This window comes from Rhodoferax sp. (assembly GCF_034519335.1).
Taxonomy (GTDB): domain Bacteria; phylum Pseudomonadota; class Gammaproteobacteria; order Burkholderiales; family Burkholderiaceae_C; genus Allorhodoferax.
Window position 1 is genome coordinate 189,758 of sequence record NZ_JAXHOL010000038.1, and the last position, 23,585, is coordinate 213,342.

15 protein-coding genes and 1 pseudogene are annotated in these 23,585 nt (G+C 60.7%); 13 read left to right on the forward strand and 3 right to left on the reverse strand.

Features of this window, described 5'->3' with window-relative positions; translation table 11 throughout:
• Window positions 1–152: 152 nt before the first annotated feature.
• From U5O12_RS17485 to U5O12_RS17500, 4 genes are read left to right on the forward strand one after another with little or no spacing between them, the layout of a single operon-like run.
• Entirely contained in the window at window positions 153–6,125 is a 5,973-nt protein-coding gene (locus U5O12_RS17485; RefSeq protein WP_322579928.1) for an alpha-2-macroglobulin family protein, read from the forward strand.
• Window positions 6,125–6,820 carry a hypothetical protein gene (locus U5O12_RS17490; protein WP_322579877.1) on the forward strand — a complete coding sequence of 232 codons (696 nt, stop codon included), beginning with the start codon at window positions 6,125–6,127 and terminating at the stop codon, window positions 6,818–6,820. Before U5O12_RS17485 ends, U5O12_RS17490 begins: the two co-directional genes overlap by 1 nt.
• Window positions 6,821–6,844: 24 nt before the next feature.
• Window positions 6,845–6,976: a hypothetical protein gene (locus tag U5O12_RS17495; RefSeq protein ID WP_322579878.1), complete on the forward strand. Its 132-nt coding sequence runs from the start codon at window positions 6,845–6,847 to the stop codon at window positions 6,974–6,976.
• Window positions 6,973–8,343, forward strand: a complete 1,371-nt coding sequence (locus U5O12_RS17500; RefSeq protein ID WP_322579879.1) for a hypothetical protein — start codon at window positions 6,973–6,975, stop codon at window positions 8,341–8,343. The genes U5O12_RS17495 and U5O12_RS17500 overlap by 4 nt, the downstream gene beginning before the upstream one ends.
• A 36-nt stretch (window positions 8,344–8,379) precedes the next feature.
• Here U5O12_RS17500 and U5O12_RS17505 read toward each other — a convergent pair whose 3' ends face one another.
• Together U5O12_RS17505 and U5O12_RS17510 are read right to left on the reverse strand one after the other, a co-directional pair.
• Entirely contained in the window at window positions 8,380–8,847 is a 468-nt protein-coding gene (locus U5O12_RS17505) for a hypothetical protein (RefSeq protein ID WP_322579880.1), read from the reverse strand.
• Entirely contained in the window at window positions 8,844–9,476 is a 633-nt protein-coding gene (locus tag U5O12_RS17510; protein ID WP_322579881.1) for a TetR/AcrR family transcriptional regulator, read from the reverse strand. The genes U5O12_RS17505 and U5O12_RS17510 overlap by 4 nt, the downstream gene beginning before the upstream one ends.
• Before the next feature lie 86 nt (window positions 9,477–9,562).
• Between U5O12_RS17510 and U5O12_RS17515 the strand changes: the two genes are divergently transcribed.
• Window positions 9,563–9,922 carry a DUF1304 domain-containing protein gene (locus U5O12_RS17515; RefSeq protein ID WP_322579882.1) on the forward strand — a complete coding sequence of 120 codons (360 nt, stop codon included), beginning with the start codon at window positions 9,563–9,565 and terminating at the stop codon, window positions 9,920–9,922.
• A 47-nt stretch (window positions 9,923–9,969) separates the two neighbouring features.
• Here the strand turns inward: U5O12_RS17515 and U5O12_RS17520 are convergent, their stop codons facing one another.
• Window positions 9,970–11,070: an NADH:flavin oxidoreductase gene (locus tag U5O12_RS17520; RefSeq protein WP_322579883.1), complete on the reverse strand. Its 1,101-nt coding sequence runs from the start codon at window positions 11,068–11,070 to the stop codon at window positions 9,970–9,972.
• A gap of 200 nt (window positions 11,071–11,270) precedes the next feature.
• Here U5O12_RS17520 and U5O12_RS17525 point away from each other — a divergent pair, with 200 nt between their 5' ends.
• The 8 genes and pseudogenes from U5O12_RS17525 (at window position 11,271) to U5O12_RS17560 (ending at window position 23,486) form a co-directional block, all read left to right on the forward strand.
• Window positions 11,271–13,571: a class I SAM-dependent DNA methyltransferase gene (locus U5O12_RS17525; protein ID WP_322579884.1), complete on the forward strand. Its 2,301-nt coding sequence runs from the start codon at window positions 11,271–11,273 to the stop codon at window positions 13,569–13,571.
• Window positions 13,572–13,686: 115 nt separating this feature from the next.
• Window positions 13,687–15,048, forward strand: coding sequence for a restriction endonuclease subunit S (locus tag U5O12_RS17530; protein ID WP_322579885.1), 1,362 nt, complete (start codon window positions 13,687–13,689; stop codon window positions 15,046–15,048).
• Window positions 15,045–16,178: a Fic family protein gene (locus U5O12_RS17535; protein ID WP_322579886.1), complete on the forward strand. Its 1,134-nt coding sequence runs from the start codon at window positions 15,045–15,047 to the stop codon at window positions 16,176–16,178. The genes U5O12_RS17530 and U5O12_RS17535 overlap by 4 nt, the downstream gene beginning before the upstream one ends.
• Window positions 16,179–16,238: 60 nt before the next feature.
• Window positions 16,239–19,316: a type I restriction endonuclease subunit R gene (locus tag U5O12_RS17540; protein WP_322579887.1), complete on the forward strand. Its 3,078-nt coding sequence runs from the start codon at window positions 16,239–16,241 to the stop codon at window positions 19,314–19,316.
• Entirely contained in the window at window positions 19,313–21,520 is a 2,208-nt protein-coding gene (pbpC, locus tag U5O12_RS17545) for a penicillin-binding protein 1C (protein WP_322579888.1), read from the forward strand. Before U5O12_RS17540 ends, pbpC begins: the two co-directional genes overlap by 4 nt.
• A gap of 17 nt (window positions 21,521–21,537) precedes the next feature.
• Window positions 21,538–22,326: a hypothetical protein gene (locus tag U5O12_RS17550; protein WP_322579889.1), complete on the forward strand. Its 789-nt coding sequence runs from the start codon at window positions 21,538–21,540 to the stop codon at window positions 22,324–22,326.
• A gap of 75 nt (window positions 22,327–22,401) precedes the next feature.
• Window positions 22,402–22,926, forward strand: a complete 525-nt coding sequence (locus tag U5O12_RS17555; RefSeq protein WP_416221517.1) for an anti-sigma factor domain-containing protein — start codon at window positions 22,402–22,404, stop codon at window positions 22,924–22,926.
• A 9-nt stretch (window positions 22,927–22,935) separates the two neighbouring features.
• Window positions 22,936–23,486: pseudogene (locus U5O12_RS17560) on the forward strand (methylated-DNA--[protein]-cysteine S-methyltransferase).
• Window positions 23,487–23,585: the final 99 nt, after the last annotated feature.

Sequence of the window (23,585 nt, forward strand, 5' to 3'; positions counted from 1 at the left end):
GCGGCTTGTTACAGGTACGCAGCCCAAAGCCGACTGGATTCAATTGGTTTCAATTTTTTTCGGCTACCCTTCCCCACTGCTTTTCGGGAGTCCGCGTGAAAACATCAAAAATCATCATCGCCTGCGGCCTGGCCGCGTCCTCTTGGGCTGCCATGGCCCTGCAAATCACCAGCCTGTCGCCCCAAGGCGAAGTCGCCCAGGTGCGCCAGCTGGTGGCCAAATTTGACGAAAGCGCCGTCAACTTTGGCGACCCCAAGGCCGAGGCGCCCCTGACCCTGAGCTGCAGCGACGCCCAGGTGACCAAGGGCACCGGCCGCTGGGTGAATGACCGGGTGTGGGCGTTTGAGTTTGAAAACGATCTGCCGCCCGGCATCAGCTGCACGGTGCAGGCCAAAGCAGGCTTCCAATCGCCCAAGGGCACAGCCCTGACGGGCGCCAGCAGCTACAAATTCAATAGCGGTGGCCCGTTTGTGCAGAGCATTCGCCCTTACTCCGGCAACCGCATTGACGAAGAGCAGTTCTTCACCCTGCGCCTGAATGGCGCGGCCACGCTGGAGAGCGTGCAGGCCAACGTGTGGTGCGCGGTGGAAGGCCTGGGCGAACGCGTGGCGGTGCGCCTGATCAGCGGCAAAGACCGCGAAGCCCTGCTGCAGGCGCAAGGCATGGAATCGGAGGCCAAGGCCAACCCGCTGTCCATCGTCACGCTGGCGTGCAACCGCACGCTGTCCTCATCGGCCAAGGTGCAGCTGGTGTTTGGCAAGGGCGTGGCCACACCTGCGCGCGGCGGTGCGGCCACGGGCGTGCCCAACAGCGTGGAGAAACGCTTTAACTTCCAGGTGCGCGAGCCTTTTGCGGCCACCTTCAGCTGCGAACGCGAAAACGCACAGAGCGCCTGCCTGCCGATTCGCCCCATGACGCTGAACTTCAACGCACCGGTGCCCGTGAAGCTGCTGCAAGGCATTCGCTTGGTGGGTGGCAAAGAGAGCTTCAAACCCAACCTGGGTGAAAACGAGGATGAAGATGGCGTGGTCAACGGCATCAGCTTCGAGGCACCACTGCCCGAGCAAACCAGCTTCACCATCGAGCTGCCCAGGAACTTCAAAGACGCTTCGGGCCGCACGCTGCGCAATGCCGACAGCTTTCCACTCAAGACGGCGACCGCCGCCAGGCCACCACTGGCCAAGTTTGCGGCGTCGCCATTCGGCATCGTGGAACGATTTGCCGAACCCAATGGCGTGGCCCTGCTGCCCGTCACCCTGCGCAACGTGGAAGCCGCCCTGAATGTGAAAGGCCTGAACGCAGAACAAACCAAACCCAATGCGCCCAAGGCGCAAGCTGGCAAGGTCAGCACCTTCCAGCCCAGTACAGACGCCGACATCATTGCCTGGTGGCGCAAGGTGCAGCGCTACGACAGCTATTACATATCGCGCAAAAAAGCCGCGGCCGATGTACAAGGCCCGCTGCCCAAGGTCGTGAGCGATCCCGATATTGACTATGTGCAAACGCGCATGGTGTCGCTCTTGCAGGGTCGTCCCAACGTAAAAACGCTGGACCTGCCCAAGCCCGAAAACAACGACCCGCGTCCGTTCGAGGTGGTGGGCATTCCCCTCACGCCTGGTTTCCATGTGGTGGAGATTGCCTCGCAAAGGCTGGGCAACAGCCTATTGGACGAGCGCCATGGCGACGGCCGCACGATGGTTGTGCGTACCTCGGCACTGGTCACCAATCTGGGCGTGCATTTCAAGCTGGGACGCGAGAACGCGCTGGCCTGGGTCACCTCGCTGGACAAGGGCGCACCCGTAGCCGGCGCCACGGTGCGTGTGTCAGATTGCCGGGGCAAAGAGCTAGCAACCGGCGTGACCAACGCGCAAGGTGTGGCCAACTTTGACGGCCTCTCACCCCAGCCCCCGCGCTGCAGTGGGGAAGACGGTTATGGCCAAGCCTACTTTGTGAGCGCACGCGCCAGCCAGCCCGCAGGCGACGGCAAAGGCACGGTGCAAGACCTGGCCTTCACCTGGAGCGACTGGAACCGGGGCATCGAGCCCTGGCGCTTTAACGTGCCCACCAGCCGCGACGCAGTGCCCGACGAACGTGCCCACACCGTGTTTGACCGCACGCTCTTGCGCGCGGGCGAAACCGTGTCGATGAAACACCTGCTGCGTACCGAAACGTCCAAAGGCTTTGGCCTGCCTGCAGAGCAGCCCGACACCCTGCTGATCACCCACGTGGGCAGCGGCCAGCAGTACGAGCTAGACCTGAAGTGGCGCAAAACCGCCACGGGTGGCCTGAGCGCCGAGAACAGCTTCTCCATCCCGCCCGCTGCCAAACTTGGCGTCTACCAAGTGCAGCTGTCTGGCAGCCGGCAAGAGCAGGACTTCTACACCGGCCAATTCCGCGTGGAGGAGTTTCGCCTGCCGGTGCTGGAGGGCCGCGTGACGCCGTCCGACAAGAAGGCGCTGGTGCATGTGGACAAGGTGCCGGTGGATGTACAGATCAACTACGTGTCGGGCGGCGGTGCGGTGAACCTGCCCGTGCGCGTCTCGGCGCTAGTGCGCAGCAAGTACCTGAGCTTTGCCGACTTCAGCGAATTCAACTTCTCCGCCCCGCGCGGCAACCAACAAGCCAGCAGTGGCGAGGGTGAAGAAGACAGCAACGCCAGCGCAGACAGCCGCGTGATTGCCGACAAACTGCCGCTGACGCTGGACAAAAACGGCGCAGGCAAACTCACGCTGGAGCAAGTGCCCAAGAGCCGCCAGCCGCAAGACCTGTTGCTGGAAGCCACCTACTCCGACCCCAATGGCGAGGTGCAAACCATCCGCAGCACACAGACGCTGTGGCCTGCGGCCGTGGTGGCGGGCATCAAGACCGAGGGCTGGGTATCTAGCAGCCAAAAGATCAAGTTCCAGGCGCTGGCGCTGGACCTGAGCGGCAAGCCCCAAGCTGGCGTGGCACTGGAGGTGAAAGCCACCGCCCGCATCACCACCACCACGCGCAAGCGCATGGTGGGCGGCTTTTACACCTACGACAACAAAACCAGCTCCAAAGAAATGGGCAGCGTCTGCAGCGGCAAGAGCGATTCGCGCGGCCTGCTGTTGTGCGAAACCGCGCTGAACGAAGCCGGTGAAGTGGAACTGGTGGTGACCGCCAAAGACAGCAGTGGCAACAGCATCCAGGCCGCCAGCAGCGTGTACGTGACCAAGCAAGGCGAGCTGTGGTTTGGCGGTGAGAACACCGACCGCATCGACCTCTTGCCCGAGAAGAAGAGCTACCAGCCTGGCGAGACCGCCAAGTTCCAAGTGCGCATGCCCTTCCGCTTTGCTACGGCCCTGGTGGCGGTGGAGCGCGAAGGCATTGTGCAGACCGAGGTGGTGCAGCTCAACGGGCAAGACCCGACCATCAGCCTGAAGATTCAGGAAGGCTGGGGACCCAATGTGTATGTGAGCGCGCTGGTACTGCGCGGCCGCCTGCGCGAGGTGCCGTGGTACAGCTTCTTCACCTGGGGCTACAAGGCTCCGCGCGAGTGGTGGACGTCGTTTTGGTACGAAGGCAAAGAATATGTGGCCCCCACCGCGCTGGTGGACCTGAGCAAGCCCGCCTTCCGTTTGGGCGCGGCCGAAATCCGCGTCGGCACCAAAGGCCATGAGCTGGCAGTCAGCGTCAAGGCCGACAAGGAAAGCTACGCCGTGCGCAGCCAGGCCAAGGTCACCATCTCCGTAAAGCTGCCCAACGGCCAGCCCGCTGCCAACGCCGAAGTGGCGCTGGCTGCCGTAGACCAAGCTCTGCTGGAGCTTATGCCCAACAACAGTTGGAACCTGCTGGACGCGATGCTGCAGCGGCGCAGCTGGGGCGTAGAGACCTCCACCGCGCAAATGGAAATCATTGGCCGCAGGCACTATGGCCGCAAGGCCGTGGCACCCGGTGGTGGTGGCGGCCATAGCGGTGCGCGTGAGCTGCTGGAGACATTGCTGCTGTGGAACCCCAGCGTGAAGCTGGACGCCAATGGCCAGGCCGTGGTCACCGTGCCGCTGAACGACGCGCTCACCACCTTCAAGATCGTGGCCGTGGCCGATGCCTTTACTGGCATGTTTGGCACAGGGTCAACGAGCATCCGAGCCACGCAAGATTTGCAGATCATCAGCGGCCTGCCGCCCCTGGTGCGTGAGGACGACCAGTACCGCGCGCAGCTGACCCTGCGCAACACCACCAAGCAGGCGATGAAGGTGCTGGTCACGCCACGCGCCACCCTGCTGGACCTGCCACCGCAAACGGTGGACATTCCCGCTGGTGATGCACGCGAAGTGGCGTGGAACGTGACCGCACCTGCGCAACTGGCGCTGACCCGCAACGAGGCCATCCTGTGGGAGATCGAAGCCAAGGACACGATCAGCGGTGCCAGGGATGCGCTCAAGGCGCGCCAGCGCATCGTGCCCGCTGTGCCGCTGACCGTGCAGCAGGCCACGCTGGTGCAGATTGACGGCCCGTTCACGCTGGACGTGAACGCCCCCGCCGACGCCCTGCCCGGCCGTGGTGGCTTGAAGATGTCGTTGCAACCCAAGCTGGCCGAAGGCCTGCCGGGCGTGAAGGACTGGTTTTCCCTGTACCCCTTTGCCTGCCTGGAGCAAAAAACCAGCAAGAGCGTAGGCCTGCGCGACGGCAAGCTGTGGCAAGGCGTAGCCACGCAAATCCCGAGCTACCTGGACAGCGACGGCCTTGCCAACTACTTCCCGCCGCGCGATGGCGAGGCCAACCGCGGCAGCGACACGCTGACCGCCTACCTGCTGGCCGCCACGCATGAGGCGTCCACCATCAACCCGGCGTTTGCGCTGAGCGACGAGATTCGCGCGCCCATGGAGCGCGGCCTCATCGCCTTTGTGGAAGGCCGCATCCAGCGCGACTTCTGGAGCCCGCGCAAGGACCTGGACATGCGCAAGCTGGCCGCCATCGAAGCGCTGTCGCGCTACGGCAAGGCGCAGGGTCGCATGGTCAACAGCATCACCATCGCGCCCAACCAGTGGCCCACCCACGCGGTGATTGATTGGCTCAACATTCTGAAGCGCGTGAACGACGTGCCCGAGCGCGACAAACGCATTGCGGAGGCGAATCAGATCCTGCGCAGCCGCATCAGCTACCAGGGCACCAAAATGATCTTCAGCAGCGAGAAGGACGATTACTGGTGGTGGCTGATGCAAAACGGCGACGTGAACACCGCGCGCCTGATCCTGGCCGTGATGGACGACCCAGCGTGGAAAGACGACATGGGCCGCCTGGCCAACGGCTTCATCAGCCGCCAGCAAAACGGCGCGTGGCACACCACCACCGCCAACCTGTGGGGCGGCCTGGCGCTGGAGAAATTCAGCGCCAAGTTTGAAGCGGTGCCCGTGGCCGGCAGCACCAAGGCGAGCATGAAGAGCTTGGAAAACGCCGCTGGCGGCGTGGGCAGCGCAAGCGTGGACTGGAGCAAGGTCGAACGCATCAAGACCACGGACGCATCGGGTGCCGCGCACCAGACTACGTTCTTCGGCGCACCCGCATCGCCGGGCAACCTGAAGAACAACACCATGTTCCTGGCCTGGGGCAATACCGCAGCCAAAGACACGCTGAACGTGACGCACCAAGGCGCCGGCAAGCCCTGGCTCACGCTGCAGTCGGTGGCCGCGGTGCAGCTAAAGGCACCGTTTGCTGCGGGCTACCAGATCAAGAAAACCATCACCCCCGTGGAGCAAGCCAACAAGAGCCTGCCCGCTGGCAGCTACACGCGTGGTGACGTGCTGCGCATCAGCATCGAGGTGAACGCCAGCGCCGACATGACCTGGGTCGCGATCACCGATCCGGTACCTGGCGGAGCCACCATCCTGGGCAGTGGCCTGGGCCGCGACAGCGAAATCGCCACGCAAGGCGAGAAGAAAGAAGGCTACGGCTGGGCCGCGTTCGAAGAGCGCAGCTTCGAGTCCTTCCGCAGCTACTACGAGTACCTGCCCAAGGGCGTGGTGAAGATGGAATACACCATCCGGCTGAATAACGCCGGTGAGTTCTCACTGCCCCCGTCACGCGTGGAAGCGATGTATGCGCCGGAGATGTTTGGGGAGGCGCCGAATATGAAGGTGAAGGTGGAGGCGGCCAAGTGATGACCTTCAACAAATGGCTAACTGCTCTGACACTCATCTCCATGGGCCTGGTTGCACAAGCGCAAAAACTTCCTGCGGGGAGCTACGTGTACGAACGTGGCAATGGAGAACTGCGTATCCAAGCTGACGGAAGTTTTACCATTGATACCGTGGGTGGCAATGGGCACATCTGCTATTTGGAAGGCGTACTAAAGGGGAAACGTGCCCGATTGCCCGACAGCGAGTGCGTGGTGACCTTTACCCCAGAAGGTAAGGACATTCACGTGACAGACAACGAACATGAAAGTTGCCGGTACAGCTGCGGTGCGAGAGCCGGATTCACAGGCTTCTACATCCACCCTAGTCTGGCATGCACCTACAAAGGGATGGAAGCCACACGCAGAAAATTTGAGCGGCAATATGACAAAAAGAGTTTCTCTGATGCGGTGCAAACTCTTTTGCCCATATTGACAGAGTGCACCCCTGTCCTAAACCGCTTCAGTGAGTGGGATATACGTAACGATTTGGCTCTTGCACAACTCCGCAGTGGCGATGCGGCGGCCTGTCTAAGAACACTACAGCCCTTGCAGGACCTAGGACTAACGAGTTATGAAGATGTACAAAAAACCCCAGAGCCCACCTTTGCCGACATCTACCTTCGCATTGCACAGGCCACACGCACGAACCTCAAACTCTGCAAGGCTGGTTTGAAATGACGTGCCACAGGCAAGGAATTCTGTATGGAAGATGCCATCCGCCTCAACAACATCGGCGAGTTCTCGCTGCCACCGAATCGCGTGGAAGCGATGCATGCGCCAGAGATGTTTGAGGATTCATGGAATATTCGGATCAACGTAGAGGATGTGAAATGAAACGTTTTTTAGAACATAGGAACACTATGCCTCTATATCGCTGGCTCACCTTGGGCGCACTGTGCATGGGCATGCTGCCGTTCCAAGTCTTTGCTGTATCAGATGATGAGGTATTCGAGCAAACCATTGTCCGGTTGGAACAAATACAGATCACGAACAATCTTGCACTCGGTTTTGAACAATGGCTATTTCGCGGCTGGTACGGACGTGACGTAAATTTTGGTCTGGGTCCCGAGAATTGGAATGCACAAAAGCAATCTGCCCTCTCTGCATCTTCTATAGATAAGACTCGAAAATATACCGACCAAGAGCTACAGCGCTTTCTAACAGAGTACGAACGTCTCAAAGCAAAATATGCCCCAGAGCTAGAGCGCTATCCATCCACGCAAAAAGAGTCGATCAGGAAGAACCTGTCCTGGTGGTACACACAAGACAAGTCGGCGGCGTTCGCCGCCCTGCTGGAAGATCCTTTGAAGAAGAAAGGATGGGAGAAGAACATTCGGTATCAGGCGCAATCCACGCGATTGCTGGGCTTGGCAAGAGTCGTTCTGCAAATAGCACCGGATAGATTCTTGGCGACTGATGTCACCACAACAAAGCTTCCCAAACCACTTGACCCTCAAAGTCTCGGCAGTTACGACATGCTTTCAAACCAGCATGAGGCAATGGACTACTTGATTCATTCGGAAGTTCTCAACGGAATACTCCCAAAAGATTTTGACCTCAACGCGCTTCGAAAACTCGATGTGGAGCTGCACGATCAGTGGACGGCTGTTCAGGACTATCGGCTATCCGCCGGTTTGAGTAGTTTGGGCCAGGCAATCTTCACGCTAGATCAAGGCCTCATTTGGAATGCAGCAACTGCGTCCAATGCAGCACTGCAAGCCGACGCCAAAGAAAAAATTCCCCGCCAATTAATGCAACTTAGCGCAAGGCTAAAAACGTCGGCAGACAAGACCGCCGTTTGCAAGTCCATTCGGTCACGCTACAGCGAAGCTTCGCTAAAGTTGAAATGGTCCGACTGGCAGCGCGTGCAACTCGCCGACGGCGGCCTGGCAATGCAAGACCCTGACGCCATGGGCGAACTTGTAAACGGCTATTCATGGGGATGTTTCACTACACAAAGAGACTCTGTCACAGCACGTCGTTTGCTGGAAGCCTGGGCTAACCAACACGGTGACCAAGGCCGCCTTACTGCGGCCACACACTGCAAACTCGCTTATTGGTATGGACAAGGCATTGGAGGAAGCAAAGACCCCAAGAAGAGTGCAGAGTGGCGAGAACGCGCGAAGACCCAAGCCGAAGTGACTTGTAATGATGGAGATTACCTCCCAATAGACCCCAGCGACCCTTGGCGTGAGTTGTGAAGTCATCTGACTCCAAGAATTCTGGCAATACAGGCACTAAGCCCGCACCACCACCCCACCAAACCGCAGATGGTGCAAACACTCCCGCAGTATCACCATCGCCGCATAAAACTCCGACGCGGTAGGCAAGGCCTCCTGACCGGCGGGTCGCCCTTGACTCACCATGGCGAGGCGGTTGAAGAGGTCTTCCACCTCGTCCAGATTCCAGCGCAGTGTTGCATCCGGCCCTGCTCCTACACCTTGCAGGATCAACGCAGCCCCGGACTCGCGCAGCTGCAATTGCTCCGTCCGCACCAGCTTGGCCGCCAGCGGCATCACCACATCCTCGGTGGCCTCAATGGCGTGCTCGATATCCAACGGCGTGGGTGGTGTGTGGCGCATCCATTGGCGGGCCAGCGATGCGGTGCCCAGCGGCAACGATTGCTGCAAGACAACGCGACCGTCTTCGGTACACAGCACGCTGCTGCTCTCGGCACCAAGTTCAAGAATGGTTTGCACGGTCATGGCGCGTCCTTTCCTCGCAAGCCTTCGAGCATGGCGACCAGGCATTGCCGCGTATCCGCCAGCGCATCTTGCACGCCAGCCTCATCGTCCGGCAGTGAGTCCATGCCGCCATAGAGCGCGCCCAACACGATGCGGGCCAAGCGCTCTGCATCGTGCCCCTGAAAAATGCCGTGCGCCTGGATGGCGACGATGCTGCCACGCATGGCGCCCAGGCCCTGCCGCTGGCGAATTTCACCCCACACCTGCGCGCCCAGCACGGCGGGTGCGTCCACCAGCATCAGGCGTCGCATGGGCGCATTCGTGCCGGCCTGCAGCACGGTGTCGATGGACGCCAAGAACGCATCCCAAGCGCTGCCACCGTCGTCAATCACCGCTTGGCGCGCCACCAAAGCGGCCAGCACCAGCCCGGCATCCACCTGCTCCACCACGGCGGCAAACAGGCCTTTCTTGTCGCCGTAGTGGTGGTAGAGCGCACCCACGGTTACGCCGGCATCGGCGCAGATGCTGCCGACCGGCGCTTTCTCGTAGCCTTGCTCGCTGAACCAGCGCAGCGCAGCGCTTTGCAATGCGGCTTGGGTGGCGCTGGCGTTTTCTTTGCGACCGTCGCGTTTGGTGGGAGTTTCAGCCATGGGTAAGGTGGGTGACAAGCAATCGCTTTACAAACATAACGTGATTATGTATTCTTCGCGCCATTGCATCAACCCGAGACTTTTCCATGCACATCCTTGCCCAAATCCTTATCGCCGTGGTCTGCCTGATCCACATCTACATCTTCCTGCTGGAAACCGTGCTGTTCGAGTCGCGCGGGGTCAAGGTGTTTGGCATTCCCAAAGCCGAAGTGGCCGCGCGCAAGGCCGCCATGTCCAACCAGGGTTGCTACAACGGCTTTCTGGCGGCCGCCCTGCTGTTGGGCCTGGTCTACCCCGACCCGGCGATTGCCAAAGCGTTTGCCACCTATGGCCTGGCCTGCGTGGCGGTGGCGGGTATCTGGGGTGCCGTCACGGTGATGGTGCGCATTCTGTACATCCAGACTGTGCCCGCTGTATTGGGTTTGGCGGCGCTCTACCTGCTGTAAAGCCAGCCATGGTGCTCCGCCTGCTTGCGGAGCACCATGGCATCTCATCAAACCAAACTTGCCAACGCCGCCGGCGAGAAGCTGGACAACTCCGCCTCGCGGCCATCGCGCACCTTCAGCGCCCAGTCGGGGTCGCTGATCAGGGCACGGCCTACGGCCACCAAGTCAAAGTCGCCCCGGTCAAAGCGGCGCAGCAGTTCGTCCAGCGATGCGGGTTGGGAGCTTTCACCACCGAAGGCGGCAATGAACTCGCCGCTGAGACCGACCGAGCCCACGGTGATGGTGGGGCGGCCGGTGAGCTTTTTGGCCCAGCCGGCAAAGTTCAAATCCGATCCATCAAACTCCGGCTCCCAGAAGCGGCGCTGCGAGCAGTGGAAGATATCGGCGCCGGCGTCGGCCAGCGGCTGCAACCACGCGGCCATCTCGTCGGGCGTCTGGGCAATGCGGGCCGCGTAGTCCTGCTGCTTCCATTGCGAAAGACGGATGATGACCGGGTAGTCCGGCCCCACCTCGGCGCGCACGGCCTTCAGAATCTCAGCCGCAAAGCGACCGCGGGCCACCAGATCGCCACCGTATTTGTCGGTACGCGCGTTGGTACCTTCCCAGAAGAACTGGTCGATCAGATAGCCGTGAGCACCATGCAATTCGATGGTGTCAAAGCCCAAGCGCTTGGCAGCACCCGCAGCCTTGGCGAAGGCAGCAATCGTGTCGGCAATGGCTTCGTCCGTCATGGGCTCACCAAAGGCTTTGCCGGGGCGCGACAGGCCGGAGGGCGAGTCCACGGGCGGGGGCGCGGTCCAGGTGGTGCGGGGGTTGCGCGCAGCGCCCACGTGCCAGAGTTGCGGCGCCATGGCGCCACCGGCCTGGTGCACGGCGTTGATCACGTCTTGCCAGGCACCCAAAGCAGCGTCGCCCCAGAAATGCGGCACATCGGGGTCGTTGGCAGCAGACGGGCGCTGCACCACGGTACCTTCCGACACGATCAGGCCCACGGCCGCCGCAGCGCGCTTGCGGTAATACTCGCTCACCTGCTCGGTGGGCACGCCTTCGGGCGAGAACGAACGCGTCATGGGTGCCATGACAATGCGGTTGGCGAGCGTGAGGCCCTTGAAGGTGAAGGGCTGGAACAAGGGTGCGGCGTTAGACATACAAGCAAAAGGTGGGTGGGTTGCAGATCGACACAGTTTACGCAGACCGGCCAAGGCACACCGCGCCCAAGGTCACCAAGGCTACAGGCAGGCCGCGCCCCACATTTGCTACGTTTTTGATAGCTTCTTGCGCACATTCTGCGGGGGCTAGAGGCACAAATGACACATAAAATACCCCGACACAAGGGAATACTGAACACATGAAGAATCTCGACGCCTTCAAGGCCCACGGCGACATCATTTGGAACATCGCCAACCTGCTGCGCGGCCCCTACCGCCCGCCGCAGTACCGCCGGGTCATGATTCCGCTCACGGTGCTGCGCCGCCTGGACTGCGTGCTCGAAGCCAGCAAAGACGCCGTCATCAAGTACCACAAGCAGCTCAAAGAGCAGACCGACAAAGACGGCAAGTCCAAGTACGACACCGAGACCATTGAAAAAATGGTCAATCGCAAATTCGACTTGGCGTTCTACAACACCAGCGAATTCACTTTCCAGACCCTGCTGGGCGACCCCGACAAACTGGCGGCCAACCTGGCGAACTACATGGCGGGCTTCTCCAGCCGGGCGCGCAAGATCATTGAAAAGTTCAAGTTTGACGAAGAGATCGCGACGCTAGAGGATGCCAACCGCCTGTTTGATGTGGTCAAACAAGTGGCGGCGGTGGACCTGCACCCGGACACCATCCCCAACATCGCCATGGGCTACTTGTTTGAGGACTTGGTGCGCCGCTTCAACGAGCAGGCCAACGAAGAGGCGGGCGACCACTTCACCCCGCGTGAGGTCATCAAGCTCATGGTGAACCTGCTCTTCACGCATGACGACCTGGTGTACCGCAAAGCCAAGCTCATCAAAATTTATGACCCCACCTGCGGCACAGGCGGCATGTTGTCGGAGTCTGAAAAAGTCATCATCGACCCTGACACCGGCCTCAACCCCAGCGCCGACGTGCGGCTGTTTGGGCAGGAGTACAACCCCGAGTCATTTGCCATTTGCGGCTCAGACTTGATGATCAAAGGCGAAGATGTCAAAAACATCGTCTTTGGCGACACGCTGGGCACTGGCAAGCCCAAAGAAGGCTTTGCGGATGGCGACGGCCACCCCGGCGAACACTTCCACTTCATGCTGGCCAACCCGCCCTTCGGCGTGGAGTGGAAGCCCGAAAAAGACTTTGTCACCAAAGAGCACGACACCTTTGGCTTCAAAGGCCGCTTTGGCCCGGGCCTGCCGCGCATCAACGACGGTGCGCTGCTCTTTTTGCTGCACATGATCTCCAAAATGCAGCCCGCGCCCGACAAGGGCGGCGAAGGCTCGCGCATTGCCGTCGTCTTCAACGGCTCGCCCCTCTTTACCGGCGACGCAGGCAGTGGCGAGAGCAACATCCGCCGCTGGATCATTGAAAACGACATGTTGGAGGCGGTGATCGGCTTGCCGGACCAGCTCTTCTACAACACCGGCATTTACACCTATGTGTGGATCGTCACCAACCGCAAAACCGCCCAGCGCAAAGGCCGGGTGCAGCTCATCAACGCTACCGACTTTGCCTGGAAGATGAAAAAAAGCCTGGGCGACAAACGCAAGCGCATGGGCGACGGCACCGATGGCACGCCCGACCACATTGCCGCCATCACCCGCCTGTATGGCGACTATGGGCACGATGCGCGAAAAACCGTGGCCGAGATACAAACCAACATCGACACACGCGGCGAAGCCAAGCGAGACCAAACCAAGAGCCAATGCGTCAGCAAGATTTTTGACAACCAAGACTTCGGTTTTCTCAAAATCACCGTAGAGCGCCCCCTGCGCCTGAACTTTGCGGTCACCCCCGAGCGCATAGCCCGTGTGCAAGCCACTGGCGCGTTTACCGATCTGGCCCTGTCCCGCAAACGCAAGGACAAAAAAGCCATCCAAGAAGAAGTGCTGCTGGGCGAAGCCGCGCAACAAGCCGTTCTAAAAGTGCTGCAAGATATGCAAGCCGCATTTGCAAAAGGCGAGCTGGTCAAAGACCGTAGCGTGTTTGAGCCCATGCTGACCCAAGCCTTTGCTGCAGACGGCATAGAGCTGGACGCCAAGCTCAAAACCGCCCTGCTGTCCGCAGGCGGCCTGGCCGACAAAGACCCCAGCGCCGAAATCTGCCGCGACAAAAAAGGCAACCCTGAGCCTGACGCCGACCTGCGCGACACGGAAAACGTCCCTCTGCCCACCGGCATTGCACTGCCCCTGCCGCTGGACTATGAAAGCAAAAAGAACAAAGGCAAGGTAGACACCGCGCCGCTGCTCAAGCTGGTACAAGCCCACTGCGAGGCCTACCTGGCCCAAGAAGTGCTGCCCTACCGGCCCGATGCCTGGATAGACCACAGCAAGATCAAAGTGGGTTACGAGATCCCCTTCAACCGCCACTTCTACGAATACGAGCCACCCCGCCCGCTGGAAGCCATTGAGGCCGACATATTGGCGCTGGAGAAGGACATCATGGCGATGTTGAAGGACGTGACGGCATGAGCGCGAAGTTCATCTGGTGTCGAACTTGTAAGTGCGGCTTACCAGTTCAGTTTGGATCGAATTGCAGCAGGGCAGTTGTCAAGGAATCCTTGACAACTGCGCCAGGGGGTTCAAATTGAACGCAGCACCCTACCCTACTTACAAACCGTCGGGCGTTGAATGGCTTGGCAACATCCCTAGAGATTGGTCCGTCAAGCGTTTGAAATGGTCCGTAGATGGTTGCTTCAATGGCGTTTGGGGCGATGAGCCCGACGGTATTGATGATGTAGTCTGCCTACGTGTGGCAGATTTCAACCGCGACAACTACACCGTTGCTGTTGATTCGCTCACACTGCGCGCTATTGAACCCAAGCAATTGGAGTCAAGAAAGTTGAAACGCGGTGATTTGTTGATTGAAAAGTCTGGTGGCGGTGAAAAGCAGTTGGTCGGTTGTGTTGTCTATTTCGACCACGAATTTGATGCGGTTTGTTCAAATTTCGTCGCACGAATGCCAGTGGCGGACGCGCACTTCCCGCGCTACTGGGCCTACGTGCATGCTAGCCTGTATGACGGGAAGCTCAACTATCCCGCTATCAAGCAAACCACCGGCATTCAAAACCTAGACGCAGCGCTGTACCTGGACACACTTGCTGTCTATCCGCCGCCAGCTGAACAACAACAAATCGCCGCCTTCCTCGACTGGAAAACCAGCCAGATCGACGCGCTGATTGCCAAGAAGCAAGCGCTGCTGCAAAAGCTCAAAGAAAAGCGCCTGGCCGTCATCACCCAAGCCGTGACCAAGGGCCTGAACCCGGATGCGCCGATGCGCGATTCGGGGATTGCTTGGCTGGGTGAGGTGCCGAGTCATTGGGAAACGATGCCCATCAAACATCTGCTCAAAGCGATATTGGATACAGAACACAAGACTTGCCCCTACTTCGAAGACGGCGAGTACTTGGTAGCAAGAACGCCCAACATTAGAAACGGCAAGCTTGAAGTTGAAGGTGGCAAATTTACCGATGCAGCTGGCTACAAAGAATGGACGGCACGCGGGAAACCAATGCCCGGCGACATCTTATTTACCAGAGAAGCCCCGGCAGGCGAAGCATGCATTGTTCCGGATGAGCCCCCCCTTTGCATCGGACAGCGAGTTGTCTTGTTTCGAACCGACGCTGAGAAGATCGACTCTCGGTTTGCAATCTATTCCCTTTACGGCGGAGCAGCACGAACATTTATCGAAATGCACTCCCTCGGATCGACGGTTGCACACTTCAATATGAGCGAGATTGCAATGATTCCAATGTTGGTTCCACCCGTTGCAGAGCAAGCAAAAATTGCTGACGAATTGGATCTAGCCACAAAACGCATGGATTCAATGACTGACAACGCCGAATCCGCCATCACCCGCCTCACCGAATACCGCTCCGCCCTCATCACCGCAGCCACCACCGGCAAGATTGATGTGCGTGGCTGGCAAGCTCCACAGGAGACCGTATGAAATTTGAAACCTTCAAGGCTGGCACTTGGACGCCACGCTACCAGTACAAGAGTTTCGAGCCGGTACTGGTAGACCACGCTTGGATATGGGAAGACTCCACCATCAATGCGCTACTGGAATCTGCCAACCGGGCCTTGGGCGAGCTCAATGCGTTCTCGTTGATCGTGCCGGACATTGACCTGTTCATTGAAATGCACGTGGTGAAGGAGGCGCAAACCTCCAGCCGCATTGAAGGTACGCAAACCGGCATGGACGAGGCGCTGATGACCGAAGACCAGATACAGCCGGAGAAGCGGGACGACTGGCGCGAGGTGCGCAACTATGTGGATGCCGTCAACGGTGCCATTGCCGAGCTGCAGACGCTACCCCTGTCTAACCGCTTGCTGCGCAAAACGCATGAAATTTTGATGCGGGGTGTACGTGGTGAGAACAAGCAGCCGGGGGAATTTCGCATCAGCCAAAACTGGATTGGTGGCTCCAGCTTGACGGACGCGGTGTTTATTCCGCCGCACCCAGATGGCGTGCCAGCCTTGATGAGCGATCTGGAGAAGTTTTGGCACGATGAAAGCATTACCGTGCCGCACTTGATTCGGTTGGCCATCAGCCACTACCAATTTGAGACGATTCACCCGTTTCTGGATGGCAACGGGCGCATTGGTCGGCTGCTGGTGCCGCTATATTTGGTGAGCAACGGGCTGCTGGCGAAACCCTCGCTGTATCTGTCGGACTTTTTTGAGCGCAACCGAGCCAGCTACTACGACGCCCTGATGCGGGTGCGGGTATCCAACGACATGATCCATTGGGTGCGGTTTTTCCTTCAAGGCGTGGCCGAGACGGCGACCAAGGGGCGCAATGTGTTCCAGGAAATTTTGGCCTTGAGGACGGACGCCGAGCACAAGCTGCTGTCTCTGGGCAAACGCGCACCCAATGCAAAGCAAGCGCTCAATTTGCTTTACAGACGCCCCATGTTGAGCGCAACGGACCTGGAAATTAGCCTCGGTATCAGCCACCCAACTGCCAATGCCCTGTTGCGAGACTTCATCCGGTTGGGGCTTTTGAGGGAAGTTACGGGCGCCGCCCGGCACCGCTTGTATGTATTTGAAACTTACCTTGAGTTATTCACAAGGTAAGGGAAATGCATTTCCCTTACATTAAAAGCACCTTAAGGTAACGATGAAGCCAACCTGAACATGAAAAAGCACACCGAAGCCCGGCTGGAAGATGCCATTGTGGACAGCCTGACCAGTCAAGGCGGCTTTGCCTTGGTGGACTACCGGCATGGCCCGGCAGCAGGGCGTTTTGATAAGGCGCTGGCGCTGGACCCGGCCCTGGTGCTGGGTTTCATACAAGCCACCCAACCCAAGGTATGGCACAGCCTGCAGGCCATCCACAAGGATGAAACGCCCAAGGTGGTGCTAGACCACTTGGCCAAAGAGCTGGACACCAAGGGCATGCTCAAGGTGCTGCGCCAGGGCTTCAAGTGCTACGGCAAAAAACTGCGGGTGGCAGTGTTTGCCCCCAACAACGCCATGAACCCTGACACGCTGGCGCTGTATGGTCAGAACCAGCTCACGGTAACGCGCCAGCTGTATTACAGCGATGCGCACAGCAAATCGCTGGACCTGGTGCTGTTTTTGAATGGCTTGCCCATTGCCACGGCGGAGCTGAAAAACCCGCTCTCGGGCCAAACGGTGGAAGACGCCAAGCGCCAATACAAACGCGACCGCGACGCCCGCGAGCTGCTGTTTGAGTTCAAAAAGCGCGCGCTGGTGCACTTTGCGGTCGACCAAGACCAGGTGTTCATGGCCACGCGCCTGAGTGGTGACAAAACTTACTTCTTGCCCTTTAACCTGGGCGACAACGGCCACGCGGGCAACCCGCCTGCGGCAGACGGCGGCTACCGCACGGCCTACCTGTGGCGCGAGGTTTGGCAACGCGATAGCCTGCTCGACATAGTGGGCCGCTTTATGCACCTGCAAGAGGAGGACAAGCGCATCCTCACCGACGAGGGCATTAAGAAGATCCACAAAGAGACCATGATCTTCCCGCGCTACCACCAGCTGGACGCGGTGCGCAAGCTGGTAGCCCACGCGCAAGCGCACGGGCCGGGGCGCAACTACCTGGTACAGCACTCGGCGGGCTCGGGCAAGTCCAACTCGATTGCCTGGCTGGCGCACCGGCTGAGCAGCCTGCACGATGCGGCTGACAAAAAGGTGTTTGACTCGGTAATTGTGGTGACCGACAGGCAGGTGCTGGACACGCAGTTGCAAGACACCATTTACCAGTTTGAGCATAAGCAAGGAGTCGTGCAAAAGATTAATGAAGACACGCGCCAGCTGGCCCAGGCGCTGGCGGGCGGTACGCCCATCGTGATCACCACGCTGCAAAAGTTTCCGTTCATCAGCGAGACGCTGGACAAGCTGCGCAAAGAAAATTACCCCGGCATTGCGATTGACACCAAGGACAAGCAGTTTGCGGTGATTGTGGACGAGGCGCACAGCTCGCAGTCGGGCGAAAACGCCATGGAACTTAAAGGCGTTCTCAACGCGCACCGCATTGAAGAAGAAGCCGCGCAATACACCGTGGAGCACGGGCTGGATGCACCAGAAGATGAAGACGAAGCCGACCAACTGGCCGGCGTGGTGCGCGAGATGCGCAAGCGCGGCAAGCAAAGCAACCTGAGCTTTTTTGCATTTACTGCAACGCCCAAGTTCAAAACCAAAAAGGTGTTTGATGAGCCCGGCCCCAACGGCCAATCGCCTTTCCACCTGTACACCATGCGCCAGGCGATTGAGGAGAAGTTCATCCTCGATGTGCTCAAGCACTACATCACCTACGAGGCGTATTTCCGCCTGGTGCAGGTGGGCGACGATGACCCGCATGTAGAGCGCAAGAAGGCAGCCCGCGCGCTGGCGCGCACGCTCACCTTTCATGAGGTGAACCTGCGCAGCAAAACCGAGGTGATGGTGGAACACTTTCGCACCCACGTAAAACACAAAATTGGCGGACGGGCCAAAGCCATGGTGGTGACCGATGGCAGATTGCATGCGGTTCGCTACAAGCAAACCTTTGACGCCTACATTGCCGAGAAGGGCTACACCGATGTGAAAACGCTGGTGGCTTTCTCTGGCATGGTGGAAGACCCGCGCTTTCCAGGCAAGAACTTGACCGAGGTGGGTATGAACGGCGGCATCAAAGAAAGAGAGCTGCCCGAAAAGTTTGAAAGTGCCGAATACCAGGTGCTGCTGGTGGCCGAAAAATACCAAACCGGTTTTGACCAGCCCCTTCTGCACACCATGTATGTGGACAAGAAGCTCACCGGGCTGCAGGCGGTGCAAACCTTGTCGCGCCTGAACCGCAGCTGCGTGGGCAAGGAGGACACGTTTATCCTGGACTTCAGGAACACACCTGAAGAGATTTTTGCGGCCTTCAAGCCCTATTACGAAGACACGCCCACCGACCCGCTGACGGATGCGCAACACCTGTACCGCCTGCACCATCAGGTGGAAGAAACGGGGCTGATTTTTGAAGAAGAGGTGAACGCGTTTTGCGCGGTGTATTTCAAATCGGTGCGCAAGCAGTCAGTGTCTGACCACGCCGCCATGAACGGTGTGCTGGACCAGGCGGTAGACCGGTTCAAAGAGCTGGACGAAGACGACCGCGAAGAAACCAAGGCACTGCTGGTGAACTTTCGCAACCTGTATGCCTTTATGTCGCAGGTGATTCCCTACCAAGATTCGGACCTGGAAAAGCTCTACACCTACCTGCGCTTTTTGCTCACCAAGCTGCCACGCCGCGAGGGCGGTGGCACCGTGCAGCTAGATGAAGAGGTGGAGCTGCAGTACTACCGGCTGCAAAAGATTGGCGAGGGCCGCATTGACCTCAATGCAGGGCAAGCCCAGCCACTCAAAGGCCCCAATGATGTGGGCACCGGGCAGGAGGATGCGCCGATTCGCCTCTCAGAGCTGATTGACTTGCTGAATGAGCGCTTTGGTACCGATTTCACCCAGGCGGATCAGCTGTTCTTTGACCAGATTCAAGAAGAGGCCATTGAGAGCGATGTTTTGCAGCAAGCGGCTGACACCAATTCGAAAGAAGACTTCCGCTACGTGTTTGAGAAAGCGTTTGAGGGTTTGGTGATTGACCGCATGGAAGGCAATGAGGAAATCTTTGGCAAGCTGATGGCAGATGGCGAGTTCCGCAAGCTGGCTTTAGAGCACTTGTTGCACAAGGTCTACCGCAGTTTGAAAGACAGGAAGTCACTTTGAAGCGTCTAGCCGCTACTCTTTTAATAGCTGCTTGCGCACATTCCACTTGGGCTGCAGCCACTTTTAACGAGATTAAGAGCGGCTACACGTCTTCCGACACGCTGATCCTGGACCGCCAGGGCGAGCTGCTGCACCGCCTGCGCACCGATGCCACTGTGCGGCGCGGGCAATGGGTGGCGCTGGCCGATGTGTCGCCCGCCCTGCGCACTGCGCTGGTACTGAGCGAAGACAAGCGCTTTTACGAACACAGCGGGGTGGACTGGCGGGCCGTGTCGGCCGCGGCCTGGGGCAACTTGTGGAACACCAAAACGCGTGGCGCCTCCACCATCACCATGCAGCTGGCCGGGCTACTGGACGAGGACTTGCGGCGCGGCAGTGGCGGGCGCAGCGTGGTGCAGAAGCTGGGCCAAACCTGGTCCGCCCAAAGCCTGGAGCGCCACTGGCGCAAAGACCAGATTCTGGAGGCCTACCTGAACCTGGTGCCGTTTCGTGGCGAGCTGGTGGGCATTGACGCCCTGAGCCAGACCCTGTTTGGCAAAGCCGCGCACGGCCTGGACCACCGCGAGGCCGCCGTGGCCGCCGCGCTGGTGCGCGCGCCCAACGCCAAGGAGCCACAGGTGGTGCAACGCGCTTGCAGCGTGCTCAAAAGCCTGGAAACCGCCGCCGCCAACTGCGCCGCGCTGGACCTGTTTGTGACCGGTGCGCTGCAGCGGCGCGACTATGCGGCCAGCGAAGGCGTGGCACCGCATGTGGCCCGACAACTCACAGTCAGCCAAGGCACCCACCCCACCCGCCGCATCACCACCACCCTGCGCGCCCCGCTGCAGCGCTTCGCCGTGCAGACGCTGCAAAGCCACCTGCGCGAGCTGGCCGGCCGTCATGTGGAGGACGCGGCCCTGCTGGTGCTGGACAACGCCAGCGGCGAGGTGCTGGCTTGGGTCGGGTCCAGTGGGCCGCTCAGCAACGCGGCTGATGTGGACGCGGTCACCGCGCTGCGCCAGCCCGGCTCCACGCTCAAGCCCTTTCTCTACGCGCAGGCGATGGCCGAGCGGCGCATCACCGCGGCCTCGCTCTTGGAAGACTCGGCCGCGCAGATCCAGACCACGGGCGGCCTCTACATTCCGCAAAACTACGACCGGCACTTCAAGGGCTGGGTCTCGGCGCGTACAGCCCTGGGTGCCTCGCTCAACGTGCCTGCGGTGCGCACGCTGGTGATGGTCTCGCCCGATGCCTTTGCCAAGCAGCTGACCCGCCTGGGCATGCCCCTGGCCGAGAGTGGCGACTTTTATGGCTACAGCCTGGCCCTGGGCAGCGCCGAAGTCTCGCTGCTGAACCTGACCAACGCCTACCGCGCGCTGGCCAATGGCGGGCGCGCCAGCCCCAGCACACTGCTGCCGCGCAAATCAGCACCCGCCACGCAGGCGCTGGACGCACGCGCCGCCTTCATCGTGGGCGACATCCTGAGCGACCCCATGGCGCGCGCCCGCACCTTTGGCACCGACAGCGTGCTGGCCACGCGCTTCTGGAGTGCGGTGAAAACCGGCACCAGCAAAGACATGCGCGACAACTGGGCCGTGGGCTACAGCCAGCGCTACACCGTGGGTGTGTGGGTGGGCAACGCCAGCGGCGCCCCCATGTGGGACGTGAGCGGTACCACCGGCGCGGCGCCCATCTGGGCCGCGGTGATGAATTTTCTGCACGCCAAGCAAACCAGCCGCGCACCCAAGCCGCCCCCGGGCGTGGTGCACAAAGCGGTGCAGTTTGCCAACGGCACCAGCGCCCCCACGCTGGAGGCTGCGCGCGACGAATGGTTTTTCGAGGGTACACAGCAAGCCACATTTGCTATGGATTCAGGAGCTATTCGCGCAGTATCCATGGGCTCCAGAGGCCAAAAAGGCTTAAAAAATGAGGCAGCGCCCAGCGCCCGTATCACGGCGCCCACCCACGGCACCATCATCGCGCTGGACCCCGACATCCCGCCCAAGGCGCAGCGCCTGAGCCTGCAGGCCGAAGGCGCCAACCTGCGCTGGCTGCTGAACGGCAAGCCGGTAGCCAAGGGCAACAGCGCGCGGTGGCCGCTCTGGCCCGGCAAACACCTGCTGCAAATTACCGACGCCCGCGGCCAGGTGCTAGACCAAGTGCGCTTTGAGGTGCGCGGCGCAGGCGTCCTGTCTGCCCGCGCCGATGGCGCCAAGCCACGCTAAGCCCCAGAAACACGCCTATGCCCCGCCCCCCTGCACGTCCCATCCGCCTCACCCGCTCCCTGGCCATCATCCGCGTGCAGCGCCAGCTGGAGCAAGACGCCTACCCCCGCCTGCAGATGGGGCTCATCGTGGCGCTCACTGGCGCTTCGGGTTGGCTGCTATCTGCCCTGTTGCTGGCGCTGGGCATGGACCAGATGGCACTGCGTTACCCGGCCGCGCTGGGCGGTGCCTACCTGGTGTTTCTGGGCCTGCTGTGGCTGTGGCTACGCACCCAAGCGCAAGACTACGACCTGCTGCCCGATGTGGTGGACATGGCGCTGCCCCGCGGCGGCCAAGGTTGCGCTGGCGATGCGCCGCTCACCAGTGGCGGTAGCGGGGACTTTGCCGGAGGCGGTGCCAGCGGCCACTTTGCCGCACCGGCGGCCCCGCCTGCGGACGAACCCGGTGTGCTGTCGGCCGTCGGCGACGCCGTGGGCTCGGTGGGCGACGCCGATGAATTCGCCATTCCGCTGCTGGCCGTTGCCCTGGCCATCGGGCTGGCCATCGGGCTGGCGTTTGCGTCGCTGTATGTGGTGTACCTGGCGCCTGCCTTGTTTGCCGAGCTGCTGTTTGACGGGGTGCTCTCCTACACCCTGTACCGCCGCCTGCGCCACGCCGACAGCAGCCACTGGCTCAGCACCGCGTTTCGCCGCACGGTGCTGCCCTTTGCACTCACCGCCGTGTTTGTGGCGCTGGTGGGTGCGGGCCTGGCCGCCTACGCACCCGGTGCCCACACCCTGGGGCAGGCACTGCACGCCGCGCGCTAAAGGCGCCAATGTCGCCGACTCCTGCCAACCCAACGCACTACGATGCCCCCCCAGCCACCCACACACCACACACCCATGACCGACACCCCAGCCTCCTTCGCCCCCCTTGCACGCACCGGCGTCAGCCCCTGGTGGCGCGCAGCTGCCATCACCCTGGCGGTGCTACTGGCCACACTGATCGCGGGCGCGGCCAGCATGTTTGAGCAGTTCAAGGCCCAGATAGCCCACCAGCAGCACCAGCTGGCGCAGCAACCGCAAATCCGCACACTGGCCGTGCTGCTGGACACCACCCAAAGCCCGGCCCTGCTGGTCACCCACGACCCTGCCAGCGGCGCGCTGCAACTGCAGCGCCTCAATGGCGTGAAAGAGGGTCGCGAAGACAGCATGCAACTCTGGGCCCTGCGCCAAGGGCAGGCACCTTTGTCATTGGGGGTGCTGACCAGCAAAGCCGGCACCTTGACCCTGCCCGCCCAGGCCGATGCCTTGCAAGGCGTGGCACAACTCGCCATCAGCGTGGAAGACAAAGGTGGCGTGCCCGGCGAACGCGGCCCGCGCCTGCCCTATTTGTTCCAGGGCGCGGTGGTGCACAAAGCCATCTGAGCCTGCGCCATGCCCACCACCGCATTTGCCCTGTTTGCCACCGCACTGGGCCACTGCGGCATCGCCTGGGGCGCCAGAGGCCTGACCGGGGTGCAACTGCCCGAGGCCGATGAAGCCACCACCCGCTTGCGCATGCAGGCCCGCTTTGCCAAGGCGCCAGAAGCCGCACCACCGCCCGAGGTGCAAACCGCCATCGCCGCCATCACCGCGCTGCTGGCCGGTGCGCCCACCGAACCGCGCGACCTTAGCCATCTGGTGCTGGACATGGAGGGCGTGCCGCCCTTTCACCAACGCGTCTACACGCTGGCGCGCCACATTCCGCCCGGCGAAACACTCACCTATGGCGAGCTGGCCCACCTGATGGGTGAACCGGCGCGGCGCGCGCCGTGGGCCAGGCCCTGGGCGCCAACCCGTTCGCCCCGGTGGTGCCCTGCCACCGCATCCTGGCGGCCAAAAGCGGCGCAGGCGGGTTCTCGGCACCTGGGGGTGTCAACACCAAGCTGCGCATGCTGCTGGCCGAGCGGGCCCAGTTCAACGGACCGGGCCTGTTTGACGACTGAGCCCGCGTGGGCGGGCATCTTTCTGCTATTGATTCAGTAGCTGTTCGCGCATATTCCACGGCGTCTGGAGGGCGATTTGAACAAGAAGTGGTGCACCAC